General features: G+C 29.7%; 21 protein-coding genes and 1 tRNA gene. 10 read left to right on the forward strand and 12 right to left on the reverse strand.

From position 1 onward, the window contains the following. Nucleotides 1-75 precede the first annotated feature (75 nt). The 3 genes from B0A57_RS10820 to B0A57_RS10830 form a co-directional block, all read right to left on the reverse strand. Complete coding sequence (locus tag B0A57_RS10820) at nucleotides 76-1176, reverse strand: homoserine dehydrogenase family protein (protein WP_034097417.1); 1101 nt, start codon at nucleotides 1174-1176, stop codon at nucleotides 76-78. Then, nucleotides 1163-2164, reverse strand: a complete 1002-nt coding sequence (locus B0A57_RS10825; protein WP_034097419.1) for an alpha/beta fold hydrolase — start codon at nucleotides 2162-2164, stop codon at nucleotides 1163-1165. The genes B0A57_RS10820 and B0A57_RS10825 overlap by 14 nt, the downstream gene beginning before the upstream one ends. Nucleotides 2165-2242: 78 nt before the next feature. Continuing rightward, nucleotides 2243-3535: an O-acetylhomoserine aminocarboxypropyltransferase/cysteine synthase family protein gene (locus tag B0A57_RS10830; protein ID WP_011962432.1), complete on the reverse strand. Its 1293-nt coding sequence runs from the start codon at nucleotides 3533-3535 to the stop codon at nucleotides 2243-2245. 1297 nt (nucleotides 3536-4832) lie between these two features. Here B0A57_RS10830 and B0A57_RS10835 point away from each other — a divergent pair. Continuing rightward, nucleotides 4833-6017, forward strand: a complete 1185-nt coding sequence (locus B0A57_RS10835) for a site-specific integrase (protein ID WP_038465924.1) — start codon at nucleotides 4833-4835, stop codon at nucleotides 6015-6017. Nucleotide 6018: 1 nt separating this feature from the next. Next, the gene (locus B0A57_RS10840; protein WP_123960891.1) at nucleotides 6019-6462 is read left to right on the forward strand and encodes a hypothetical protein; all 444 of its coding nucleotides are present in this window, start codon (nucleotides 6019-6021) and stop codon (nucleotides 6460-6462) included. Nucleotides 6463-6477: 15 nt separating this feature from the next. Here B0A57_RS10840 and B0A57_RS10845 read toward each other — a convergent pair whose 3' ends face one another. After that, nucleotides 6478-6711, reverse strand: coding sequence for a helix-turn-helix domain-containing protein (locus tag B0A57_RS10845; protein ID WP_038465930.1), 234 nt, complete (start codon nucleotides 6709-6711; stop codon nucleotides 6478-6480). 93 nt (nucleotides 6712-6804) lie between these two features. On the opposite strand from B0A57_RS10845, the gene B0A57_RS10850 reads away from it, so the two are divergent. The 5 genes from B0A57_RS10850 to B0A57_RS10870 all read left to right on the forward strand — a co-directional run bounded on the left by B0A57_RS10850 (nucleotide 6805) and on the right by B0A57_RS10870 (nucleotide 13339). Next, nucleotides 6805-7812: a hypothetical protein gene (locus tag B0A57_RS10850; protein ID WP_074460272.1), complete on the forward strand. Its 1008-nt coding sequence runs from the start codon at nucleotides 6805-6807 to the stop codon at nucleotides 7810-7812. Between the two features lie 321 nt (nucleotides 7813-8133). Continuing rightward, complete coding sequence (locus tag B0A57_RS10855; protein WP_038465937.1) at nucleotides 8134-11130, forward strand: N-6 DNA methylase; 2997 nt, start codon at nucleotides 8134-8136, stop codon at nucleotides 11128-11130. 2 nt (nucleotides 11131-11132) lie between these two features. After that, nucleotides 11133-11861: a hypothetical protein gene (locus B0A57_RS10860; protein WP_038465939.1), complete on the forward strand. Its 729-nt coding sequence runs from the start codon at nucleotides 11133-11135 to the stop codon at nucleotides 11859-11861. Between the two features lie 207 nt (nucleotides 11862-12068). Continuing rightward, nucleotides 12069-12338 carry a hypothetical protein gene (locus B0A57_RS10865; RefSeq protein WP_038465943.1) on the forward strand — a complete coding sequence of 90 codons (270 nt, stop codon included), beginning with the start codon at nucleotides 12069-12071 and terminating at the stop codon, nucleotides 12336-12338. A 5-nt stretch (nucleotides 12339-12343) separates the two neighbouring features. Beyond that, nucleotides 12344-13339 (forward strand): hypothetical protein, encoded by a 996-nt coding sequence (locus B0A57_RS10870; protein WP_038465946.1) that lies wholly within the window; start codon nucleotides 12344-12346, stop codon nucleotides 13337-13339. Nucleotides 13340-13927: 588 nt separating this feature from the next. Here B0A57_RS10870 and B0A57_RS10875 read toward each other — a convergent pair. The 6 genes from B0A57_RS10875 to B0A57_RS10900 form a co-directional block, all read right to left on the reverse strand. Then, nucleotides 13928-14001, reverse strand: a tRNA-Asp gene (locus tag B0A57_RS10875). An 86-nt stretch (nucleotides 14002-14087) separates the two neighbouring features. Then, on the reverse strand, nucleotides 14088-15014 hold the full coding sequence (locus B0A57_RS10880) for a DUF58 domain-containing protein (RefSeq protein ID WP_034097422.1): 927 nt from the start codon (nucleotides 15012-15014) through the stop codon (nucleotides 14088-14090). Nucleotides 15015-15234: 220 nt separating this feature from the next. Further along, nucleotides 15235-15552, reverse strand: a complete 318-nt coding sequence (gene trxA, locus B0A57_RS10885) for a thioredoxin (protein WP_011962434.1) — start codon at nucleotides 15550-15552, stop codon at nucleotides 15235-15237. Between the two features lie 214 nt (nucleotides 15553-15766). Beyond that, nucleotides 15767-16696: an outer membrane beta-barrel protein gene (locus B0A57_RS10890; protein ID WP_038465949.1), complete on the reverse strand. Its 930-nt coding sequence runs from the start codon at nucleotides 16694-16696 to the stop codon at nucleotides 15767-15769. A gap of 303 nt (nucleotides 16697-16999) precedes the next feature. After that, complete coding sequence (locus B0A57_RS10895) at nucleotides 17000-17614, reverse strand: deoxynucleoside kinase (protein ID WP_011962436.1); 615 nt, start codon at nucleotides 17612-17614, stop codon at nucleotides 17000-17002. Then, nucleotides 17614-18486: a hypothetical protein gene (locus B0A57_RS10900; RefSeq protein ID WP_227029028.1), complete on the reverse strand. Its 873-nt coding sequence runs from the start codon at nucleotides 18484-18486 to the stop codon at nucleotides 17614-17616. The genes B0A57_RS10895 and B0A57_RS10900 overlap by 1 nt, the downstream gene beginning before the upstream one ends. Nucleotides 18487-18808: 322 nt before the next feature. Between B0A57_RS10900 and B0A57_RS10905 the strand changes: the two genes are divergently transcribed. From B0A57_RS10905 to B0A57_RS10915, 3 genes are all read left to right on the forward strand, one after another. Next, complete coding sequence (locus B0A57_RS10905) at nucleotides 18809-19744, forward strand: carboxypeptidase-like regulatory domain-containing protein (protein ID WP_038465953.1); 936 nt, start codon at nucleotides 18809-18811, stop codon at nucleotides 19742-19744. Nucleotides 19745-19748: 4 nt separating this feature from the next. After that, nucleotides 19749-20600, forward strand: a complete 852-nt coding sequence (locus B0A57_RS10910; protein ID WP_034097434.1) for a GLPGLI family protein — start codon at nucleotides 19749-19751, stop codon at nucleotides 20598-20600. A 139-nt stretch (nucleotides 20601-20739) separates the two neighbouring features. Continuing rightward, nucleotides 20740-23451, forward strand: coding sequence for a carboxypeptidase regulatory-like domain-containing protein (locus B0A57_RS10915; protein ID WP_052079074.1), 2712 nt, complete (start codon nucleotides 20740-20742; stop codon nucleotides 23449-23451). A gap of 174 nt (nucleotides 23452-23625) precedes the next feature. Here B0A57_RS10915 and metK read toward each other — a convergent pair whose 3' ends face one another. After that, nucleotides 23626-24876: a methionine adenosyltransferase gene (gene metK, locus B0A57_RS10920; protein ID WP_011962442.1), complete on the reverse strand. Its 1251-nt coding sequence runs from the start codon at nucleotides 24874-24876 to the stop codon at nucleotides 23626-23628. Nucleotides 24877-25477: 601 nt separating this feature from the next. Continuing rightward, nucleotides 25478-26194, reverse strand: a complete 717-nt coding sequence (gene recO / locus B0A57_RS10925; protein WP_011962443.1) for a DNA repair protein RecO — start codon at nucleotides 26192-26194, stop codon at nucleotides 25478-25480. Between the last annotated feature and the right edge of the window lie 45 nt (nucleotides 26195-26239).

The following is a 26239-nucleotide window of genomic DNA, read 5'->3' on the forward strand; positions in this document are numbered from 1 at the left end:
AAAGCTAAATTGGTATTATGCTGTTTGCTTTTTGTAGGAAAACAAACTAGAAATAGGCTTTGTGGGCTATATTTTTTATACCAAAACAGTTTCTTTTATTTTTACTGTTTCTGCAATTTTTAAAATATCGGTTAGAACGCCACGGGCTGTTACTTCTTTTCCTGCGCCTGCGCCTTGTATAACTATTGGGATTTCTCCATACGATTTAGTATAAATTTCGATAAGATTATCGGCTCCTTTAAGTTGTCCTAACGGTGAGTTTTTAAGTGTTGAAACGAGTTTTACTTCGAGTAATTTTTTTTCTATATCAAATTCTCCAATATATCTTAGAACATGATTTTCTGCTTGGGTAATTTTAGCTATTTCGAACGGTTTGTCGAACAATGATTTGTTTGTTAAATATTCCGCTTTTGTATTCGATTCGTTTAAGTTGGGTAATAATAATGATTCGATTTTAATATCTGAAAGTTCAAATTCGTGGTCTATTTCTCTTGCTAAAATGAGTAATTTTCTTGCTACATCATTTCCAGATAAATCTTCTCGAGAGTCGGGTTCTGTTAATCCAATTTTTTCGGCATCGACTAAAATGTTTGAAAAAGGGATTTCCTCGTCTGAAAATCTGTTAAAAATATAACTTAAAGAACCTGAAAAAACACCACGTATTTTTGTAATTTTTTCTCCCGAAAAATGCAAATTATTAATCGTTTGTACTACTGGTAATCCTGCGCCAACGTTTGTTTCATACAAGAAAAATTTGTGAAACAGGGTTAGGTTTTCTCGCAATTCTTTATAAAAATTAAATTGTAATGTATTGGCTTTTTTATTGGCGGCTACAATATTGAATCCGTTTTGAATTAATGAAATATAATTTTTTGTTATTTCCTGGCTTGCAGTTGCATCTACAGCAATAAGGTTTTCGAGATTCTTAGATTGAATATACTCGAAAATATCTTCTATTTTATAAGGAATGGCGGTTTGTAAAAAATGTGCTTCCCATTGGTTTGTGATTCCTTCTTTTTCAAAAAAAGCCAAGCTTGAGTTTGCAATAACTGGAAATCGCAGTTCGATATTTTTCTTTTCTAAAAAGAATTTCTGACTTTCTAAAACTTGGTTAATTAATGTGCTTCCTACGTTTCCTATTCCGAAAAGTACGATGTTTATTCTAATTGTTGGCATAATTTTGTTGTTTTTGTTTGTTGAAAACTGATTCTAATATTTTAGATAATTGTTTGTATTCTATTAAAAACGCATCGTGTCCGTGTATTGATTTAATTTCGTGGTAAAATACATTTTGCTTTACTTTTTTTAAATCTTGATAGGTTTCTCGGTTTTCATCGGCGGTAAAAAAATAATCGGTATCTACCGCTATAATGTGAATGTTAGATTGAATGACTTTGGCAACTGTTACAAAATCTTTTCTGTTTCTAGTAATGTCGATTGTTTTTATAAGATGGTTCATCATTTTGTATGAAGCCAATTGAAATCGCTTTTGCAATTTTTCTTCGTGATGAATTAGCCAACTTTCTATTTGAAATATGTTTTTTAATTCGTTTTTTTCTCTATTAAATTTTTGTTTTAAAGATTGTGGTGTTCTGTACAAAAGCATGGCGTGTGATCTCGCATCGGGAATTGGATAATTAGAATTGTTTAGGATTTTATCTTGTATTAGGGTATTGGCAATTACCCAATCCGAAGCTTTCCAATCTGAAGCAATAGGGATTAAATTTTCGATCGCAATGGGATTAATAACTGCCATTTCCCAAGCAATTCCGCCACCCAAGCTTCCGCCAATAACCGAAAAAAGATTTTCTACTCGCAGTTGTACTAACCCTTTCCAAAATATTTTAGCAATATCTCTAGCTGTAAAATGGGTGTAATTATGAATCAGATTTTCTTTTAATCCGTCATATCCGTTTCCAGGAATATTAAAAGCTAAAACGGTATAATGGTTTGTATCTATCGTTTTGTTTTTACCTATTAACTCTTTCCACCAACCATTCTCGTTTGTTACTTGAGAGTTTCCTGTTAGTGCGTGATTAATTAATACTATTGGTGCTATTCCTATGGGTTTTCCGAATATTTGATAAAAAAGGGGTAAATTCTTTTGAAGTTTTCCGCCTTCGGTAATAAAATCTGATATGATTATTTTTTTTAATTTTTCCATTTTAAACAACTTAATAAAAAACTGCCTCTGATAAATTCAGGTCATCAAAGACAGTTTTACAAACAAAAAACGAATTTCTTATACTAATTGAGGATTTTTAATGTTTTCGAAAACTGCTTTCAAGTCAGCTTTTAAATCTTCGATATCTTCTAAGCCAACCGAAAGGCGAATTAAATCTTTAGTAACCCCTGTTGCAACTTGTTCTTCGTTAGTAAGTTGCTGGTGGGTTGTGCTTGTTGGGTGAATAATTAGCGATTTTGTATCTCCAATATTTGCCAAAAGGGAGAATAATGTAGTTTGATCTGCTACTTTTTTAGCTGCTTCGTATCCTCCTTTCAACCCAAAGGTTACGACTCCATTTTGTCCTTTTGGTAAATATTCTTGTGCTAAATCATAGTATTTACTAGATTTTAGCCCTGGATAATTTACCCAAGCTACATCCTCTTGATTTTCTAACCATTGGGCTAATGCCAATGCGTTTTGGCTGTGTTTTTGAACACGAATAGGCAATGTTTCTAGACCTTGAATAATTTGAAAAGCATTAAATGGGCTTAAAGCTGCCCCGAAATCACGCAATCCTTCAATCCTTACTTTGGCAATAAAAGCAGTATTTCCTAAAGCTTCATGATATACTAATCCGTGATATCCTGCAGATGGCTCTGTAAATTCTGGAAATTTTCCGTTGCTCCAATCAAAATTTCCAGCATCGATAATGACTCCGCCAAGTGATGTTCCGTTTCCAGAAATATATTTGGTTAAAGAATGAATTACAATATTGGCTCCGTGCTGAATTGGGTTTAGTAAATAAGGTGAGGGAACAGTGTTATCTACAATAAAAGGAACTTTAAAGGCTTTGGCCTCTTTTGAAATAGCTTTTAAATCTAATACATCTAGTTTTGGATTTCCTAAACTTTCTGCAAAAAACACTCTTGTATTTTCTTGTGCCGCTTTGGTAAAATTTTCAGGATTTGATGGGTCTACGAATGTTGTGGTAATGCCTAATCTGGGTAAAGTTACTTTAAGTAAATTATAAGTTCCGCCATATAAGCTATTAGAGGCCACGATGTGATCTCCTGATTTTAGTAATACTAGTAAAGCTGTAGAAAGTGCTGCGGTTCCTGATGCTGTTACCACAGCGCCAATTCCTCCTTCTAATGCTGCTAATCGTTGTTCTAAAACGTCATTTGTAGGATTGTTTAATCGGGTGTAAATAAATCCCGCTTCGGCAAGACCAAATAAATTAGCTGCATGATCTGAATTGTTAAAAACATACGAAGAAGTTTGGTAAATAGGAACGGCTCTCGTACCTCCATTTTTAGTAACATCATGTCCTGCGTGTAATGCGTTTGTTGCAAATTTTTGTGTACTCATTTTATTTAGATTTAAAGATTGGTTTAAATTTTTAAGGCAATAAAAAAGCCCTTTTAGATCACTTTCCAAAAGGGCTTATAGTTTAAACTATAATAAAGATTATCTCTTTCGCTTTATGGAATAGTAGGAAATTGTGCACATGCACATCATACAGCATACCGTCATTTTATTTGCTATTAGATTCACCTTAAATGTTGTGTTTGTTTTATGCTTGATTAAATAAAAAAACCTCTGCAATTGCCAGAGGTTTGATTGTATATTTTAAAATAAAATGATGCAATACGATACTCTGCGGAATTTTCCGAGGCCATACGACATATATTGCATATTGTAATTTTCATTTTGAGTATAATTTTATTCTGCAAATATAGTTTTATTTTCTAAAAAAAATAATATTTTAGATAATTTTTCTTTTTTCTTTTAATTTGTTCATTCTTTTCAGAAAAATAATCTATAAAAAGCGTTTTAGTAAGTATTTTGTTTTTAATGTGAATTGATGAATTGTGCAATAAATAGTTTTTTTAAATCTCCATATTAGGGCATTGTTGCAAGGGGTGGGTTTTTCGTTGCAAGTGAAGTTTGCTGAGCTTAGGTAAAAATAAAAGCATAGCGAAGTAATCTTTTTGGAGTGGTAAAAGCTTCGAAAAGGATTTTTTCGACTTGATCCGTGGTTTTTGTTTTCCCAGAGGTTTTGAGATTGTGATCCAGAACTTACCTAAATTAAAAATTGAAGCTCTTATAAAGCAAAAAAGCCATCCCTAAAAGGGAGAGCTTTCCATTGGTCTAACTACTGACCGTGTTACGCTTTACAAAGGCGTAACGTAAACAACACAACTTTCTTTGATGCTTTATTGGGACAAAAAAGCGATTCATTTCTGAATCGCTTTTCCCAATTTTAGCGGTCTGGACGGGACTCGAATCTGTCCATATATCGTTAGTAAATACTATACTTTACAAGGGTTGAATTATAATAGGTAATGCCCGAGGGGATGTTTCCTGTAAAATTCAACGGTGCAAATATATCAAAATATTTATATAAAAAAATATTTTTGTAAACTTTTTTGTGCTTAAAAAGTTGATTTTGGTTATATTTCTGTGAGGTTTTTCACTATATAAGTGTTAAATAATGTTAAAGTTTTGTTGTAAATGTTAAATTTTTATTTTATCAAATATCACTAAATCAGTACATTAACTTTATTTTGTAAGTTTTTTATTATAATTTAGCTGAAATTTCGTGATCGAAAAAAAAGCTTACTAGAGTTATTAAAGAAAGTATTAACTCCAAAAATTATAAAAAATGGAAACAAATTACTTTACCGTGAGAGCGGTTTTAAGAACGGACAAAATTAGAAAAGATGGAACTTGTCCTATTTACATTATTCTACAACGTAGTAATGTAACCCAAAAATTATCCTTGGCTGAATTTATCGAGGAAAAGTTTTGGGACAAAAATGCCGAGCAAGGTATCGGCAAAGGTTATGGTAATCTAAATGCTTTAATTAGAAAGAAAAAACAAAACCTTGAAGATTTTATTAGAGAAAATAAGAGCATTGGTAAACCAGTTTCTAAAACTGACATTTCTAATTTCTGGAATGGAAAATCTGAAACCGAAATCGAAGACCAATTATTGTTTTCTAAATTTTATGAAACATTTTGCAAACGACATTTCTTGACGATTAGAGAAAGTACCCAAATCCATTATGTTACTCTTGGTAAGAAGATGAAAGATTTTAAACCGAACTTAAAAATTTCCGATGTAGATTATTCGTTTATGGTAGAGTTTGATAATTATCTTTTAGAAACTAAAAGCGGTAGATACAATATGATTAAGTTTTTGAAAACCGTGTTGAAAGAAGCTGTAAAATTGGGTGTAGTAAAAAATGAATCTTGGAAAGGTTTACAAAATGTAGCACCTAGAGTAAGAGAGGAATATTTGACTCTTACCGATATTAACAAAATAGAAATTTGCGATTTATCTACTAAAAAGCATTTGGAACTAGCTCGATTAATGTTTCTGTTTGGTTGTTATACTGGAATGCGATTTAGTGATGTTGTAGCTTTGAAAAAAGAAAACTATAAAAATGGAATAATTGCTCTAAAACAAGTTAAAACTGGTGTTGATTTAAAAATCCCTGTTAATTTACAAGCAAAGAAAATTATCTGCAAGTTTTGGAGTAAACGAAATGAAAACGAAAATATATTCCCAAGTATCGAAAACCAAACCATTAATAGATATTTAAAAAAGATTGGAGAAATGGCTAAAGTAGAAACGAAACTCCATTTTCATCTTGCGAGACATACTTTTGGAACTACATTACTAAATAGCAATGTAAATGCTTTTGTAATATCTAAAATGATGGGGCATAAAAAATTGAGCCAAACTTATTCTTATACAGGTTTAAATGTAAACAAGATGAAAGACGTAATGGCAAATGTAAACTTTACTCCAAAAAATGAAAATAACCGATTTAACCAAATATAATATGAAAAATAAAATAGAATTTTTTTGTAACGATTATATTCCATCAGAGAATTTGAAATGGGAAAATGTATCTTTTCAAAACCAAGAAATAAAGTACGCCTCAAATAAATGTGATTTTTTATTTCGAGCTAGATTATATAATAAAAATGAAAAAAGCAAAATGGTTTTTTTAAATCTTTATATGTATCATAACAAAACAAAAGGAAAATATTCATTAGTTATAAGAGGTAGGTTAAATAATTGGTACTTTCAGAATTTTGATAATAAAAAACTAACAAAGGATGAGTATAATAGTGCTTTTGAATTAATTTTAACAGAACTTGAATTAGAGAAAAAAAATCTATTTTATTCTAAAACTGGTGTTATGGATTTAGCTATACGAATATATTTATCTTCTGTTTTTTTAAAAAAGTACGAAAGAGTTGTAAAAATAATTTACGAATAATAAATTTTATTAATTCTACAAATCCTTAAAAAAATCTTGGATTGTTAAATTATGAATTTTGAGAACATTGATAAGGGTTTTGAGCGTAATGTTCTGACCCTTTTCTATTCTATGATATTGCACCCTGTTAATATTGTAATCGAAAGCGAATGTTTCGTAGCTTGTGTAACCTTTTTCCTTTCGTAATGTTTTAATCTTTTCAGCGATTAATAAAATCGTTTCTTCTGACTCTTTGTCTAATTTTTCCATTTAACGAAATTTGTAAAATAGTCGCATATAATTTACCGCATAAATAAAACCGCTTATATTATGTATTTTTTATTATTTTAGCTGAAAATTAAAATGATGAAACGAATAATATTTACTACAATACTTGCCTTATTTATTACTGTAAAAGGCACTTCTCAGATTAATAATCTAAAAGATTTACTTGAAATTTCTGAATTAAACGTAGAGGAAACGATTGAAGAATTACAAAATACTTGGAAATTAAATCCTCCTATTCAAGATACTTCTGAAAAAGGATTTATTACTGAACGCCATATTTTTTCATATAATCAAGATAATAAAAAGCAAATCTTGAAAAAATGCGGAAAAATGGATTTGCAAACTAGTCAGACTATTTGGCTAACAAATTTTGTTTCTAACGATAAAAATTTATTAAGTAGAATTACAAAAAATCTAACCTTTCAAGGATTTGAATTAAAAGGAAAATTGAAATCTAATTCTATGTATGAAGATGGAAATAGAATTGTTACTTTACAAACTGAATCTGATAACGATTACAAATTACCAATTGGTTGTTACTCAATCAACGTAATTGTAAATAAAAAAATAAATGGTGGGTATATAATAAAAAACAAAGAAAATTTAGAATTACAAGACATCAAAAAAAGTAATCCTTTGAATAATATTTCTAATTACAAAAGCGAAAAAATATCCTTTGTAAAAAATATACATGAATTAATTAGAATTTCTAAAACTGCTTCAAGTGAGATTAATTCTGTTTTAAGTAACGATTGGAAAAAATTAGAATATCCTAAAAATGAAGAACCACTAAACGAATGGTACTCATTTGTAAATAACAATCAATATTTAGAAAGCTATATTGGTCGAGATAATGGTATTGGAAAAGATATTAGAATTGTAACTTTTGAATTTTCCGATAAGATTTTATTGGATAAAGTTATCGAAGAATTAAAAAAGACCAACTTTAAGCTTGAAGAAAAAAATGAAAATTATTTGAGTTATGAAAATAAAGGAGATGTAATTGTAATTTATTTAAGTAATAAATTATCGTCAAAAGGAAGTTTTAAAATTGAAATATCTACAATTTTACAAAATAACTAAATATTTAATTAAAATAAAGGATAAAAAAAGTATAGATTTAGTTTGTAACATGCTCATTATTGGTTAAATAATCAATGCTAATGCTTTTTAATAAAGAAAAAGATAAATTAGTTTAAATATAAAACTTACTGCTTAAAAAGATGCTTAATATAAGTATTCTATCTTATTCACTGAATAGTCATTTAAATTTTGAACATAGCATAATTAGTATTTTTTTTTAAATTTATGAATTTAAAAAAATAAGGTCTATATTTGTTGGTTAATACACTGTTAAATTCAATTTTTATTCAAATTATTGTTAATCAGATAGTTAAAACTTAAATGAGCGTTGTAAAAGATTTTTTTATTTCAAAAGGATTTAATTTTAAAGATGATTTAAAATTGAAAAAGGATTTTTTTGGAACTAATGAAATTTTATCAAATAAAATTGAGAACCATATATTTTTTTACGAATGCCCACCTCAAACTAAAACTTCATTTTATTTAATTACAGAAACTTTAACCGATAGTGAGTTTAAAGAAATTAGAAAATATATATGGAATGAAGATAAAGCAGATTTAATTTTTTCTATTCAAGAAACAAAGAAAACTGATTTATTTGAAAATGATTTTAAGCTAAATCTTTATTATGCTAAAATCTCTCCTATAACAGAAATTTCACTTTATAAAATAGATACTTTTTCTGGAAATATTGCTGATAGAAATAAATTAGATTCAATAAACAAATGGGAATTTGATAGTGGTGCATTTTGGTTAAACTACAAGGGTTTTATCGATAAAATTAAGAAATCTAAAAGCATTGATAAAGAGCTTGTCTTTACACTTGAAAACTTAAAAAAAGATTTATTAATTGAAACCAAAGATGAAAATATAGTACAAGCTTTAATTGATAGAACTTTATATATTAAATATTTAGAAGACAATCATATTATAAATTCTTTTTTCTACAAGCATTATTTTGATAATAATTCAATAACCTACAAGGAATTATTAAAAAATAAAGATGCCTTGAAAGTGAATTATCTATTTAAGATAATTAATGAAATTTTCAATAATTATTTATTTGTAACCCCAGAAATAAGTGAAGATTACCTTAACGAAAAGGTGTTTGACTTAATGTATCATTCAATTTCTGGAACAAAACCTAATGGGCAACTTTCACTTTTTGATTTTCAATTCAGTATTATTCCTGTGGAGTTTATAAGCTATATATATGAGATTTTTTTAAAAGAAGATCAGAAAAAAAGCGGAATATTTTATACCCCAAAAAAATTAGCTCAACTTATAATTGATGATGTAATACCAAAACAAAAAATCGGCAAAGTATTAGACCCATCTTGTGGTTCTGGAATGTTTTTAATAGTTGCCTTTCAAAAACTTATAGAAAATAATCCTTGTCATTCTGAAAGGGTTTCTGAAAAAATAGAGCATAGAATTAAATTACTTTCAGAAAATATTTTTGGAATTGAAAAAAAATCTATTGCCCAAAGATTTACAATTTTTTCTTTATCATTACAAATATTTAGAGATTTGGACGCTGAAGAAATAAAAGAATTTATTTCTAATGAATTAAAAAACGAAAATGAAGTTAGATTATTTAAAAAATATTCCTTTTTTGAAAACATTATTTGTCGTAATTCACTAGATACTAAAAACGCTCCTTTTGCTAATAAAAAATTTGATTATATTGTAGGTAATCCTCCTTTTTTTGAAATTAAATCAAGTGATGAGGAGGTAAGTTTTTTAAACGATTATGTAATAAAATATTTTGATAAAGAATTAAAAGCAAAAGAAATTGTTGGTAAGCATCAAATATCTCAATGCTTTTTAATAAAAATAAAAGACTGGAGCAATGATAATACTCGCTTCGGTTTTGTTTCAAATAACTCAAATTTTTATAATGATAATTCTAAAAAATTCCAAAAATACTTTTACGAAAGTTATGGAATTGAAAAAATATATGAATTATCGAAAGTAAAAAATATACTTTTTGAAAATGCTAATGAAAGTGTAAATGCTTTAGTCTTCAATAACATCAGAAATAAAAATATAATTGAATATTACCCAGTTGAAATGGGTTTGTTTTCTGAAAAACCGTTTGAACTTTTAATTATTCAAGAAGATAAAATAATTGAAATTTATCAAGAAAAAATAATCAAAGATGAAATTAGATTACGTGATTTTTTGATTGGAAATGAATTTGATTTAAAGTTGATTAAAAAATTAGAAAAAAATAAAAAACTCGAAGATTATTTAATCATATTAAATGGTAGTAAGGATAAAATTAATAACGGAATACAAATAGTTGGTAAAGAACAAATAATATCTGAATTTAATATTACAGAAGAAAAATTTAAAAATTTAAGCAAGGAATCTCGAAAAAAATATTCTGATGAGTTTAAATTGAAATATACACGTCAAACAAGAGATAAAGACTTCGCTCACCCTTTAATTTTAACGAAAAACCTTTGTGACTTCAAGATAAGTGATGCTTCTATTTTCGTTAATGATATTTCTAATTTTCACAGAATTAGAAATGAGAAAATTTATAATACAAATAAGATTTTAATAAATAGAGTTGGGAAAAAATTGAATGCTGTTTACTCTGATAAAAAAGTATATTATAATTTTGATATTTATTCAATTTTTCTTGAAAACGAAAATTTATATTACTTATTTACTGCAATAATAAATTCTAATTTAGTGAATTATATAATAAATTCATTTTATAGAAAAAGAAACGATGGGTCATTCCCTAAAATAGGTCATGATGCGATAAGAAATATTCCAATTCCAATTAATTTAGAAAGTGATTTGATAATCGAAATTAGTGATATTAGTAGAAATTTATCAAATAGTAAAATAGATTTTTCAAAGAAGACAGAGTCTAAATTGAATAATCTTATCTATGACTTATACGAACTTGACTTTCTCGAAAAACAGAGGATTGAAGACTTTTTTATAAATAAAGCTAAAATCACTAAATCTGAATTAAAAAAATATGAACAAACTTTAATAGAATCTCTTGAGGTTTATTTTGAAAATGTTATAACTATCAGGCATTATCATTATACTGAATTTAAACTTGTTGTTTTTGGCATTTATTTTAATTCTGAAAATCAAAAACCATCAGCCGAGAAAGTTTCTAAATTTATTATTAACGAAATTTTCGAGCAAAATCCTAGTGAAAACTTTTTGGCTTCTCAAGAAAAAATTCTTGGAAAAGATTGTGTTTACATACTTCGTAAAGATGAAAATATAAACTGGACTGAAACAAAAGCTTTTGAAGATGGTCAAGAAATCTTAAATCGAATGTAAATATGGATAGAGAATACATTCGATTACCTAAAACCAGTTTTCTCCCTGATAGTAGTAGAAAAAAAAGAGTTAAAGACGATACTTTTTGGATTAAACTAATACATTTTCATTTGTTAAAATTCTACAAAGAGTTTGAATTTGACGAATTAACGGCACTTATTGAAGCTGAAAAAAAGAAAATAAAAAGAAAACATATTGAAGATTTAATCAAAGATTACATCTATAAATGGTTTGAGAAAAATGATAAAAGAATTTTTTTCGAGGGTATTGTAATTAATCTTGAATCTAAAGTTAAATACAATCAGGTAGGTTTTTATGATATGAAATTTCAGCATAGTGATTGGGTCGATATTGAAAATGAGAAATTAAAATATTATTCCATTGAATGTAAAAACCTAAATAAAAAAGCTGTTTCAATTGATGAATATGTATATAATAAATCAAAGAAAGATGGAGGTGTATATAGACATTTTAATGGTAAATATGCCCAATTTAATAATTTTGGAGGAATGTTAGGTTTTGTTTTAAATGGAGAGATAGATAAAATTAAAAACTCAATAATTTCAAAGTTAAATATATCCACAGATTTATCACCAGAGGGAGATTTAATTGAAAATGGAATAGAATTAAACTCAATTGAAGGAAACGCTTTTACTTTTACGAGCAAACATAAACGAAAAGATAACGAATTTATATTACATCATTTTTTATTCAAACTGTATGATTCATAAATAATAAAACATAAATATTTTAAAATTGAGAGAAATCGCACTAGAAATAGAGCGATTTTTTTATTTGCATAACTATTTGATTTTATAAGTATTAACCGATTTGTTAAAAATAAATAGCGTTAAATAAATGTTAAATAACCGATTTGAAAAAATAAAAAAAAACTGGCGACTATAACTATAATATATGAACACTTAAATTTTAAAATTATGGGTACAAAAATTATGGTTGAACGACGAGTTTATAGCAATCTAGTAAAGTTTGTTATTGAAACAAGAAAATTGCTTTTGGATATTTCGGAACGACCTGAATTTACAAAAGAATGGTTATCTATTTTTGATATTGAAATAGAATTTGGTTTGAGTAGAAAAGTAATTGACGGATTTAGAAAAAAAGGTTTAAAGAGTAGCCAAAAAACTACTAATGGAAAAATTCTAATCAGAAGAACCGAGTTAGAGAAATTCATAACTAAAAAATAAATGGTATGGATAGAATTAAAATAAAAATATCCGACTTTACTCTTGTCAATAGTTACAAACTTTGGGGAAATTACAGACCAAGTAAATACCCAAACAGGCATATTTTTAGTAGAGAAATAACAAACCACAAAGCTAATTGTATAAGACCTTTCAGAATAACGCTAATGCTTTATTACGATGATGTAAAAGATGATTTTACAATTAAATTTAATGGAAGTATAAGAAAATGGTACTTTGGAAAAAATACAAGACAAAATCTAACTAAAAAACAATTAAACGAATGTATAAAGCTATTAAGTGATAAAATTGGAATTAGAGAAATTGACTTGTTAAATGCGGAAGTAACTCAATTGGAAATCGGAGTTACACTTTTATTAAAATCTTATTTTAAAGGAGTAATAAATTGTTTTGTTAAACATAGACATTTTACAAGAGAAGTAGATAATACAACCGTTTACCTTAAAGGCAAGAAAACTAAAGAAGGCAAAGAAAGTGCTTTTAAATATAAATTCTATGATAAGTATTTAGAGATAAACAAAAATGATATGAATTTCTTAAATGATTTGAAGAAAATGAATGTGCAAAAAAAGTTTACTTGCTTTAGATTTGAAATTGTTATAAAAAAAGTATGTGCCGTACCTTTTTATAGAGAAAATACTGATACATTGAATAAAATATTAGAAAACTGGGAAGAAATTAATTATAAACTTATGGAACATATCAGCACGATACATTTTGTAGATTTAATTTCTGATGAAAAAGAAATAAATATTGACAAACTTGGAAAAAGAGATGCCCAAAAATATTTACAGTTTAATGCAATCAAGAGAAATGGTTTTTTTGAAGAACTCGAAAAATTTGAATTAAATAATAAAAGCACAAACAGAAGTACCAAAGTAAAGTCGTTTTTTAAAAATTATGAATACTTTTTAGATAAAAAAATTGATTACAGAAATGTGTTACTTCAATCATTAAAGAAGAAAATTGATAGTTTAGTATAATAAGGGTAGATTGTATTAGCTAAATAAACTATATAACCTAAACAAGAGAGTATAAATAGAATAACCCCTAATAGCCAAAGTGAATGATAAGTTAGAACAAAGCTAATTTAGTTATAACAAGGTAAATATATTTTAACTGCCGTCTTGTTTTAAATATATTTGAGAATGGGCAATTTTAATGATTTTAATTGCCTTTCTTAACCTAATAAGCCAAATATATAACTTCTAAATTTGAATGCTTTAGAATGCTTGTTTATTAATTATATCTTACTCTGTTTTCTTATGTCCAAAAAGGATATTTGAAAGCCGTTTTATAACGAAAATATGATTTGTGAAATATGGGGTAACGGATTAGGGGATGGATTATTGGCGAATAATAGCAAAAGAAGTAAAAAGAACTTTACCTAAATTAAAAATTGAAGCTCTTATAAAGCAAAAAAGCCATCCCTAAAAGGGAGAGCTTTCCATTGGTCTAACTACTGACCGTGTTACGCTTTACAAAGGCGTAACGTAAACAACACAACTTTCTTTGATGCTTTATTGGGACAAAAAAGCGATTCATTTCTGAATCGCTTTTCCCAATTTTAGCGGTCTGGACGGGACTCGAACCCGCGACCCCATGCGTGACAGGCATGTATTCTAACCAACTGAACTACCAAACCTGCGCCTTATTGCGGTGGCAAAGATACAACCTTTTTTGAGTTGCGCAAGCCTTTTTTTAATTTTTTTTTAATTTTTTTGCTTAAAATTATCCAAATTTCTGTTTTTCAATAAGATAGGTTGTAATTATTTTTTCGAAATTTTCATCTACAGAGACGGGGACGTACTTTATTTTATATAATGAGCAGGTGTTTGCTACTTTGTTGAAGTAGTTGTTTACTGCTTTTTCGTAGTTGTCTTTTATAGTTTGGGCAAAAAGGTTTACTTCGTCGCCTGTTTCTAGATCTATAAATTTACGTGGCGTGTTGTCGTAATCAAGATTTTGTTCTGTTTTTTTGTCGATTACGTGAAACAAAACTACTTTGTGTTTGTTGTGTTTTAGGTGTTGCAGGGCTTTAAATAGTCGTTCGTCTTCTTCTGGTTGTAACATATCGGTAAAGAGTACAATCATAGAGCGTCGGTGCATTTTTTCGGCAATTTGATGTAGGAAGGTGATTGTGTTGGTTTGTTTTGCTTCTTTTGGTGTTTGTAGTGTGTTTTCTAGTTTGTCTAGAAGCATGCGGTGGTGACGTTCGCTTCCTTTTTCAGGAGCGTAATATTCGTAGGTGTCAGAAAATATGCTTAGTCCTACGGCATCGCGTTGTTTTTTGAGTAATTTCATTAGTACTGCCGAGGCTAGAACCGAGAATCCAATTTTATTCTCGTAAAAAAACTGTTTTTCTTTTAGTTTAGGATAGTGCATAGACGAGGAATTGTCTATAATGAGATGGCAGCGTAAATTGGTTTCTTCTTCGTATTTTTTGGTGTAAAGTCTGTCTGTTTTGGCAAATAATTTCCAATCTATGTGTTTGGTGCTTTCGCCAATGTTGTAGGTTTTGTGTTCGGCAAATTCTGCTGAAAAGCCATGAAATGGACTTTTGTGCATCCCGGATATGAAACCTTCTACAATTTGATTGGCAAGTAATTCTAGATGTTGGAAACTGGATGTTTTGGCTATTTGGCTATCTATATTCATACTTCAAATGTATTGAAAGATTGAAAGATTTAAAAATTAAAAGATAACAAAAGTGTAATTGGTTTTTTGTTTAGCCCCGATTGTAGCCGATATCCTTTGTGAGGTACGAACAAAGATAAAGGCGAAAAGCGGGAAAATGGTTTGCTGAGAATGCCCAAGCGGGTCGCTCCTCTAAAAAAAAAAGGCCTAACTTTTTGTTAGACCTAGATTTTTTTTTTTCTTACAATAGGGCGGTTAGGCTGTCTGCGTAAGTTTGTTTAGGGGCAACGCCTACTTGTCTTCCTACTACTTCTCCGTTTTGGAAAACTAGGACTGTTGGGATATTTCGAACGCCATATTTTGCAGCAAATTCTTGGTTTGCGTCGACATCTACTTTTCCTACTATTGCTTTTCCTTCAAATTCGGTTGCGATTTCTTCGATAACTGGGCCAACCATGCGACAAGGACCGCACCAAGCTGCCCAAAAATCTACTAATACTGGTTGTGATGATTTTAATACTACTTCCTCAAAAGTTGCATCGGTTATTGTTAATGCCATTTTTTTTTCTTTATTAATTGTTATACAAAAGTAGAATTTTATTTTGGATAGTTTGTTGATTGAAAATCAGTTTTAACTATAAATGTATTGACATTTTTTATGAAACTTAAAAAGGGTTTGGAAATGGGGCTTTGGTTTGAATTTCTTAGGGGGTAAACAAAAAAAAGGAGCTGTTTGTGCAGCTCCTAAAATTTATAATATGATTTGTTTGATATTATAAGTGGTATCTTAGACCTAAAGTTAGACCTAAACCACTAATTCCTACGTATGAACTAATGTCGTCTTTTGCTCTAGAAGAGTCGAAATTAGCGGAATTAGTTACTCTACTATTTGATGTTGAATTTATTTGGTCTACATAATTTACGTGGCTTGCAGAGTAAGTGGCATCGGGGCGGAAAGCAGTTGGGGTATTCAATTTGTCGATACCGTTTTCGGTATATTCTGTAGTTTCTTTGCTTTTTCCGTGTACTGTAAAATTACGGTATTCTAGTTCTCCAAAAACAGAAATGTTTTTACCTAATTTGTACGATGTTCCTAATGCTGCCATAAAACCAAGGGTTGGGTTTGGTTTTACCACATCTTTTGCGTGGGTATTTGTGGTTGCTAATGGGTTTGTGTATGTTCTGTTTGTTTCGATGGTTAAATCTCCAACGATAGGAATAATAACTCCAACTTTAGTGTATGGTTCGAATCCTTTAGTTTCGCCTAGAAACAAAACAAGTGCAGGTGCTAGATCTAGCGCTCTAATTTTTCCCTCTGCTTTTCCTGTTACAAAAGTAGGTCCTACTAGTCTATTTTTAGTTTCTACCATTGTTTTGCTGTTTCCTGTAAAATAGTTTATTCCCATCTCAGCACCTAAGTGTGTTGAGAAGCGGTATCCTATATTTAAACTTGTGCGAAATCCTTCTCCAAAAGATCCGTGATTTGTCTCTCTTGAGGCTAAGGTGTTTATTCCTATGGCGTTAGTTGTGTATGTGTCTGAGTTTGGTAACTGACCATCTACTGTTGGGAATTCTGTTGCTGCTGTTTGTGTAAAATAAGAGCCTCCTAGTTTAAAATACCAGCTTTCATTTTTTTTGCTTTCTTGTGCTACCATTGTCATGGCAGAAGCCATTAATCCTAATAAAAATATTTTTTTTTTCATAATTTGGTTTTTTAATGTCACAAACTTAATTAATTTGACTGCTATTTAGAAATATTTTCAAAATAGAATGGGGTTTAATGGGGTTTTATTTATTTTTATATTGATAATCAGTAGTTTACTAAAAAACTTTAACACAAATAATGAAGTGTAAATGTAAATTACACGCCAATAATTTATAAATTAGGGCTAAACGGTTGTATTTTGTTAAGAAATAACTTGCTTTTTTGGGGTTTGGGAAGTTGCTTTGTGATGTTTAGATTTGAGGGTTCGTTTGCCTATAATTGTGTTGTGTTTTTTATGTTTTTAGAATAGTCCGTTTATTTCGGCATCAATTCTATTTATAATCATTCCTAAGTCTTCGGGATTGTTTACAAAATCTACATTGTCTACGTCAATAATAAGTAATTTTCCTTTGTTATAACTTTCGGCCCAAGCCTCATAACGTTCGTTTAGTCGGCTCAAATAATCTATCGAAATCGAGTTTTCGTAATCACGACCACGTTTGTGTATTTGTCCTACTAAGTTAGGTATCGAACTTCGCAAATAAATAAGTAAATCTGGCGGGCCTACCAAGCCTTCCATTAGCTCGAAAAGTGATGAGTAATTCTGGAAATCTCGGTTTGTCATTAATCCCATTGCATGAAGATTGGGTGCAAATATGTGGGCGTCTTCATAAATAGTCCTGTCCTGAATAATTTTTTTGCCACTTTCTCGAATTTGTAATACTTGGCGAAAACGACTATTTAAGAAATAAATTTGAAGGTTAAATGACCAACGTTCCATTTGATGGTAAAAATCGTCTAAATAAGGATTGTCTACAACGTCTTCGAAATGAGGTTCCCAGTTAAAATGTTTTGCTAAAAGTTTAGTTAGTGTTGTTTTTCCTGCTCCTATGTTTCCTGCTATCGCTATGTGCATTATGGTAAATTAATTTTGTAATTTGTAATATCTTCGAGTGTAAAAATAGATAAATTTTGGTCTTTATAATAAAAACTGTTGTAGCTTTTTTGGTCTAAAAGGATTAATGTTTTTTTGCTGTTATTTAAATCGTAGTAATACAATAAATCATTTTTTTTATAGATAACGCTTAAGTTTGAAGTAAATTGTATCAAATCGAAATCGGGAATTTTTCCTAAAGGTTTTATTTTCCCAAAAATATCACAGGAATAAGAGTAGTTATTCTCATCAATCCAATAAAAATTGTTAAAACTTGTTTCATAATATTTGAGGCCAAGGGTAAGAGGAACGGCTATGTTTTTGTATTCATTTTTTAAGTAATCATATAGTCCTATTTGCAGATTTACGGAATCGAAAACCCAAAGATTACTATGCGAAGAGATTCCAACAGCACTTGCTATAATGTTTTTTGAATTTTGGGAAAAACTAATTTTATGAATCTCATTTAGCTGATTGTCAGTTATTATAACGGTATTGAAGTTTTCGTAAAACAAAACAATTTTTAATGAATTCTGAATATCAACCTTCGAAATTTTTCCTAAAGAAATGTTTTTGTACTGATAATTTTCTGCTTTTTTAATTTTAAATAAAACCCAATTTTTTATATAATACTTATACCCAAAAGCATCTTGACCAATATATTGGTCGGCTTCAATAAACTCCGACGCTATTTTCGAAACCACAGGATTTGTGTCTTGGCAATGGGCTAACGATGAGAGAAGAAAAACAGTAAGAAGTACAATTTTTTTCATCGATGCAAGGTAAACAATATCTTTGAAATCTAAATATTTAATGAAATCGAAATTTTCTTTAAGTTTTTCTTTTTTTAACAAAAAAAAACTTTGTTTTATGCTTTTTTTTTGAATTTCGTAAGATAAAACATTAAGATGGCCATCAAGAATATTTTTATCGCGTAAACCGAAAAGCGAATGAGTAGGTAAATAATAAATAAAAATAAAATGAAAAAATTTGGTTTTTTAGCAATTCTAGGATTAGTTTTGCTTTCATCAATCTCAACTTAGGCAAGACCACAAAACTATATAGATAGTAGAAGCCATTTAATGGTTTGGTACATCGGTGGTTATATAGATATGGGGTATGTGACGTTTACTTAAATTTAAATGTATAAACCAACTCATATTGTTTTAAAAAGACATGAAAAAAACCTTCACCTTTTTATTGTTTTCAATTATAACTTTTTCTTATTCTCAGAATATTTCAGGGATTATATTAGATAGTATTTCGAAAAAACCATTAGAATTAGCTAGTGTTACCTTGAATAAAACTAATCGAGGTGTTTATTCGGATGCCGAAGGAAAATTTAAAATCAGTTTAACAAATGAGAATGATTATTTGCTGATTTCTTATTTGGGTTATACTACTAAAAAAGTTTGTGCTTCTAATTTTATAAAAACAAAAGAGAATAATTCTATTTTTTATTTAAGTTCAACAACAGAAAGACTTAATGAAGTTTTTGTTCAAAATAAAAAAACAGAATATGGTTGGGAGAAAACAATAAAGTTTTATAGAGGGAAAACTAGACAAGTTGGATTTCAATTTGGAACAGAAAATTGTACATATATTGAAAATTCAGACTATAAAAAAGGAAAAGTAAAATCTGTTATTTTAAGTTTAAATAAGATGCAAGACAATTTTATTTGTGAAAAATGTAAGATGGATTATTTAGCTTCTTATAATGTAAAATTTTATAGTTATGATAGTATAAACCATATTCCAGAAAAAGAAATTTTCTCTAAAGATATAATTGTATATCCAGAAAACAAATCCTATTCTTTTGTGATCGATGTAGATTCGTTAAACATTTCGTTCCCTAAAAACGGAGTTTGTATAGGGGTAGAAATAATTAACACAAAATATAAAAACCCAAAAACTACGGGGGCTTTCATTGGACCAGCGATTGATTTTTCTGAGAGCAAAAACATTCGTCCAATTATTGCATGGACTAGATCTAGAACAGAAGGTCATAAATTTATGCCAAATATAGATTATGAACGAGATACAAAAAAACTTAATAAACCAAAAATTCAGATAGCAATGATTGTAGATTTGGTTATAAAACCAGAAAAATAATAACATGAAAAATAAAATAACAATATTATTTGTATTAATAACTTCAACCCTTTTTGCACAAGGTTTTCAAGGTACTGCCATTTATCAATGGAAACAAAGTTCCGAAGATTTTAAAAACACCGTTCTCTCCGATCCCAAAATGGATCCAGCCATGAGAAAAGTTATTGAAGATAGGATGAGCAAATTATTTAACAAAACTTTTGTTCTCAATTTCGACAAGAACATTTCTATTTATAAAGAAGAAAAAACATTAGATATAAACAAACAAGACGGTGGAGGGGATTGGTCACCTAACGGAATAATAATTTCGCATTATAAGAACATCAAAACAAAACAGTCTATTACTCAAACAGATTTGATGAGCAAAATATTTAATGTTCAAAATTCTTTAGCAGATTATAAATGGGAATTGTCCTCACAAACAAAACAAATAGGAAGCTATTTGTGTTACAAAGCGACTACAATCATACCCGTAACCCAAAAAGAAAAAGCAGATTATGAAGAAGAAAAAGCGGAGCAAGAAAAAAACAACACTCAGTTTTTTAAAATAGAAGAACCTAAAGATAAAACAATAATAGCTTGGTACACACCAGAAATCCCCGTAAGCAATGGCCCTGAGAATTATTTCGGATTACCGGGTTTAATTCTCGAAGTCAACGCAGGAAAAACAACCTTATTATGTTCTAAAATAGCAATGAATATAAAGGACAAAAAAGAAATAAAAGCGCCAACAAACGCAAAATTAATCACTCAAAAAAAATATGATGAAATCGTTGCTAAAAAAATGGACGAGCTAAACCACACACATCAAGATCATGATGGCAATGGCGGTATGCAAATAAGAATGGGAAGATAAAATTTAAAAAATTATTTGGGCAGCTTTTCCGCCTTCCGCTCCCAATCTTTTGTTCGTCGTTCCTCCTCTCAAAAGGATTTCCGCTCAAGTCGGGCTGCACGAACCACACAATAAACAACCACATTTTTGTTTAAACAGTATGAAAATTAAAAATATATTCTCGTTGTTGCTATTATTAGCAACAACGATTTCTTTTTGTCAAAACATCACTTTTCAAGGAATTGTAAAAGACACCACAAATGCGCCGCTCGAAATGGCAAATGTCATGGCGATCAATCAAGTTACAAAAACAGTCGATTCTTATTCGATAACCAATAACAAAGGAAAATTTCAGCTTTCGCTAAAAGCAAATGCCAATTATAATATTAAGTTTTCTTACTTAGGATTAAAAACAAAAAGCCTTGTTATGGCTACAAAAGCAGAAGATATTTCCCAAACAATCACCTTAAATGCGGATGTCACAGAATTAGCAGGAGTCGAAATTGTACGAGAAATGCCAGTTTCTATAAAAGGCGATACTATTATTTATAATGCTGATTCTTTCAAAACGGGAACGGAACGCAAGTTAGAAGATGTACTCAAAAAATTACCAGGCGTTACCGTAAACAAAGATGGGGAAGTAGAAGTAGAAGGTAAAAAAGTGTCAAAATTGATGGTGGAAGGCAAAGATTTTTTTGACGGGGACACAAAACTTGGAGTCAAAAATATTCCAGCCGATGCGATAGATAAAGTACAAGTTTTAAGAAACTATAACGAAGTGGGCGCACTAAAAAGCCTAGAAAATAACGAAGACAATGTGGCGATAAATATCAAACTAAAATCAGGAAAAAAGAATTTCTGGTTTGGCGACATGACAGCAGCAATAGGCGTTGGTCATACAGAAAGTAGGCATGAAGTAAACCCGAAATTGTTTTATTACAGTCCGAAATACAGTGTTAATGTGTTGGGAAATTTCAATAATATTGGCGAATTACCATTTACAGTTCAAGATTATTTTAAATTTACAGGCGGTTTCAAAAATATGATGAAAAAAGGCGGAACAAACTTCAATATTTCTTCAAATGATTTAGGAATTTCGCTCCTTAGAAACGACAAAGCAAAGGAAATTAAAACCAAATTCGGGGCAACAAATTTTTCATACAACCCAATAAAAACATTAAGTATTTCAGGATTTGTAATTCTTTCTGCCACAGAAACAAATTTAGAAACAAAAAATCAAACCAACTATCTAAATGCAGACCATACCACGAGAGGTACAGAAAAAAGAAATGAAATCACACACCAAAAAAGCAATTTGGCATTGTATAAATTAAGTGGGTCTTATAAGCCAAATGCAAAATTGCAAATAGATTACGATGCTTTAGCAAAACAATCCAAGGAAGATGAAAACAACAATTTGAGCCAAGATGTTTTTGAGCCAAATTCAATTTTTATCCACAATCAAGACATAATTACAAATAAAAAGCAAAATCCATTCTCGTTAAATCAGTGTTTTAATGCCTATTATACTAAGAGCGACAAAAATGTTTTTGCGCTAGAAGTACAACATTTGTATCAAAACGAGAACCCATTTTATAATGCCAATTTAGAAAATCAACCCTTCCTTTTTAGTGGTTACGTTTTGGGCGAAGCAAGAAATAATATCAATCAAAATCGTTTTATAAAAACAAATAAAACAGATTCGAAGTTAGATTATTATGATATGCTTACACCAAAAAGCAACATCAATATAACTTTAGGAAACACGTATTCTTATCAGTCATTCAACTCAAATATTTTTCAAATTCTAGACAACGGTACGACAAATAATATTAATTCTGTTGAAAATAGAAATGACGTGAAATATAGTTTCAACGATGTCTTTTTGGGATTGCATTATAAATTTTTGACAGGGAAATTTACATTTAACCCAGGTCTTTCGGTTCATAAATACAATACAACTGATGCACAATTGGGAACAAATCTAAAAAATGATTTTTATAGGATTTTGCCAGATGTGTATGCTTTGTATCAAATAAAAAAATCGGAAACACTAACTTATAATTATGGCTTAACTACTGATTTTACTGATATAAATAAGTTTGCCGCAGGAAATGTATTTTCTAGCTACAACTCATTATTTAAAGGGAATCGTCGTTTAGAAAACACCTTGTTGCAAAACCATTCTTTAAGATATTTTAAATACAATATGTTTAATTTCGAAAATATATTTGCTAGTATTTCTTATTCACGAAAAGTAAATCCAGTAAAAAACTCATCAGTATTTTTGGGGATAAACCAAGTTAGTACGGCAATCAATTCAAATTTTGCCGACGAATCTATAAGTGGTGCCGCAAATTACGAACGTTCGTTTTTACGATATTATAAAGCATCGCTAGCCTTAGCTGGTAGTTGGTCTAAATTTAATAATATTCAAAATAATTTGACGCAAACCAACGAAAGTTTGACTCAAAATTATACTATAAAGGCATCTACAAATTATAAGAATTTGCCTAATATCGAATTAGGCTATAATTATTTGATAAATGATTATCAAAATTCTAAATTTTATACCAAAACACCTTCTGTAAAGATAGATTATTACTTTTTAGATGCTTTTTCTTTTGTGTCAGAGTATGAATTTTACAATTATGCAAATAGCACAAAAACAGTTAAAAACGAATATGATTTCTTAACTGCAAGTCTGATTTATCAGAAAAAAGGAAGGAAGACAGAATATAAAATCTCGGGCACAAATTTGCTAAATACAACTTCGTTAAACGATGATAAATTTGACCAAGTAAGAATTAGTACTTCTCAGTACACAGTGCAACCAAGATATTTAATATTTAGTTTGAAGTACAATTTGTAGCTATTTCTAGCGATCATTCTAATCTTTTTTTCACTGAAAAAAATCGCCTAAAAAAGGATTTTCCCTGCTATCTGGGCTAAAAAAACAAGAAGCCTGACTAAAATTTTAGTCAGGCTTCTTTATTTGTGTCCCAATAGCTATTGGGATTTGTGATAATCTTCGTGTACTTTGTGGTTAAATTCCAAAAGCAGTTTTTACCGTATCTACAAAATCTAATTTTTCCCAAGTAAACAACTCAACTTCTACAGTTTTTGTTAGCCCGCCAGGAGCAGAGAATGTTTTAGTTACCGTTTCTGGAGTTCTTCCCATGTGACCGTAGGCGGCAGTTTCGCTATATATAGGATTTCTTAATTTGAGACGTTGCTCGATAAAGTAAGGGCGCATATCAAAAATTGCTTCTACTTTTTTGCTAATTTCTCCATCAGTCAAATTTACTTTGCTAGTTCCGTAAGTAACCACATTTATCGATGTTGGTTTAGCCACACCAATAGCATAAGAAACCTGAACTAAAATTTCGTCGCATATTCCTGCGGCAACTAAGTTTTTAGCGATATGACGAGTTGCATAAGCCGCACTTCTATCTACTTTACTTGGATCTTTTCCAGAAAAAGCACCACCACCGTGAGCTCCTTTTCCACCGTAAGTGTCAACAATAATTTTTCTTCCAGTTAATCCAGTATCTCCGTGAGGTCCGCCAATTACGAATTTCCCTGTTGGGTTAATGTGGTAGGTGATTTGGTCATTAAATAAATGCGCATATTGCGGATATTTTGCTTTAATTCTAGGGATTAAAATACTAACTAAATCAGTTTTTATTTTTGCCAACATTGTAGCTTCTTCATCAAAATCATCATGTTGGGTAGAAATTACAATCGCATCAATTCTTTGTGGTTTGTTATCGTCAGAATATTCTAAAGTTACCTGCGATTTTGCGTCTGGACGAAGGTATTTAATGTCGTTATTTTCTCTTCTTAAGTTAGCCAATTCAATTAGTAAAGCATGCGACAAATCTAATGCTAAAGGCATGTAGTTTTCGGTTTCGTTAGTGGCGTAACCAAACATCATTCCTTGGTCTCCAGCACCTTGTTCTTCTTTGCTTGCTCTATCTACACCTTGGTTTATATCTGCCGATTGCTCATGTATTGCCGAAAGAATTCCGCAAGAATTAGCTTCAAACATGTATTCGCTTTTGGTGTATCCAATTTTTCTAATCACTTCTCTTGCAATGTTTTGCACATCAAGATACGTATTAGACTTTACTTCTCCAGCAAGAATTACTTGACCGGTAGTTACTAATGTTTCGCAAGCTACTTTCGATTGTGCATCGAAGGCTAAAAAATTATCTATTAATGCATCACTAATTTGATCTGCAACTTTGTCTGGATGTCCTTCACTTACTGACTCTGACGTAAATAAATATGCCATAATATAATTATTTAAAATTAATTTAGTGAAGAAAAAAATGTGATTGCAAGGGAATGATAAAGAAGAATTTCTGCTTTAGCATTTTTTTAACGAGGTTGCAATCAGTTCAAATTTTTCCTCTCGATTTTCGGTTACAAATGTATGAAACGAAATCGAATTGCAAATTAATCTTAACTTTTTTTTTGGTAAAAATAAATTTAATTAAAGGTTAATATCATTTTGTTGTTGAATTTGTTGAAATAATAAACGCACAGTTTGGTATTTGAAGAATGACAATGTACATAACAAATATGGTCTTGTTTTTAAAGCTAAAACGGGTTTAATTGTGCGGTAAATACTGCTTTTCGTTAGGGTTGAAGCGAAAATTCTTTTTGAGGATTTTTTTGTCAGATAAAGTTTGCTTACCATGCTCTTGTTGCAGTTTAGTGCACTTCGTTTGTAACTAAAAGTCCGACTCTTGTGGTAACCTCAAAAAAGGAGATTTAAAAAAACTGTTTATTATATAATTAAGCGACAAAATGTAAGTTTTATAATTTGCAAGCGTATAGATGTACAATGGCCATGTGTAAACTAATTTTGGGTGCTAATTTATTAGCAAATATTATGAAAAAACTTCTTTGAGTACCTCTAAAGATTTTGGTTTTTTGAAACCATCAAGATGATAACTGTAATAATTGATGAGGATTTTTAATAAAATTTGACGCTCTGTACTGTGTAAGGTATTTGTATTTGAGTTGTCAAATTTTAAATCGATGAGTTTCTTAAATAAATTGGTTTCGTGCTCGGTAAGCGAACTAATGGCGTGAAAGGGAGAAAACAGGCCTTCGGTCATTTCGAAAAAAGGGTGTTCTGTGTTTGAGATGTCTGGATAAAATCCTAAATATTTTGTGGTTTCTAAGAGTAAAATGAGGTGAAAATTAGCAATCTGGTCATGATTGTCTAACCAATGCAAAGCGGTTTCGAGAAAAGTAAAAAAGGCTTCGTTTTTTTCTTCTTCGTGAATCGAATGATGTAAAATTTCGGAAATAAATATTACAATAGTGCTTTTTATCACATCATAATGAATAGAATGAAAAGGTGTTGCGATTTTTACTTCTTTAAAACGCTCTAAAGTGCCTTTGTTTTTATGTACAGCTTCTATTTCTAGTATTGTTAAGGGCTGGAAATAAGCGATTTTTTGGTTTGATTTTTTAGATGAAAACGCATCGCGAACAAAGTAAGATTTTAGTCCATCGGAAAGCGTAAAGCATTTAACGATTAAACTTTTTTCTTGGTATTTGATGGCAGAAATTACAATAGCTTTGGTTTTAATTTGCATTTTTTTGTCTCGGGTTATGGGTATCGTCTTTTGGTGTGTGGCAAA

The sequence above is a fragment of the Flavobacterium psychrophilum DSM 3660 = ATCC 49418 genome (assembly GCF_002217405.1).
Lineage (GTDB): Bacteria > Bacteroidota > Bacteroidia > Flavobacteriales > Flavobacteriaceae > Flavobacterium > Flavobacterium psychrophilum.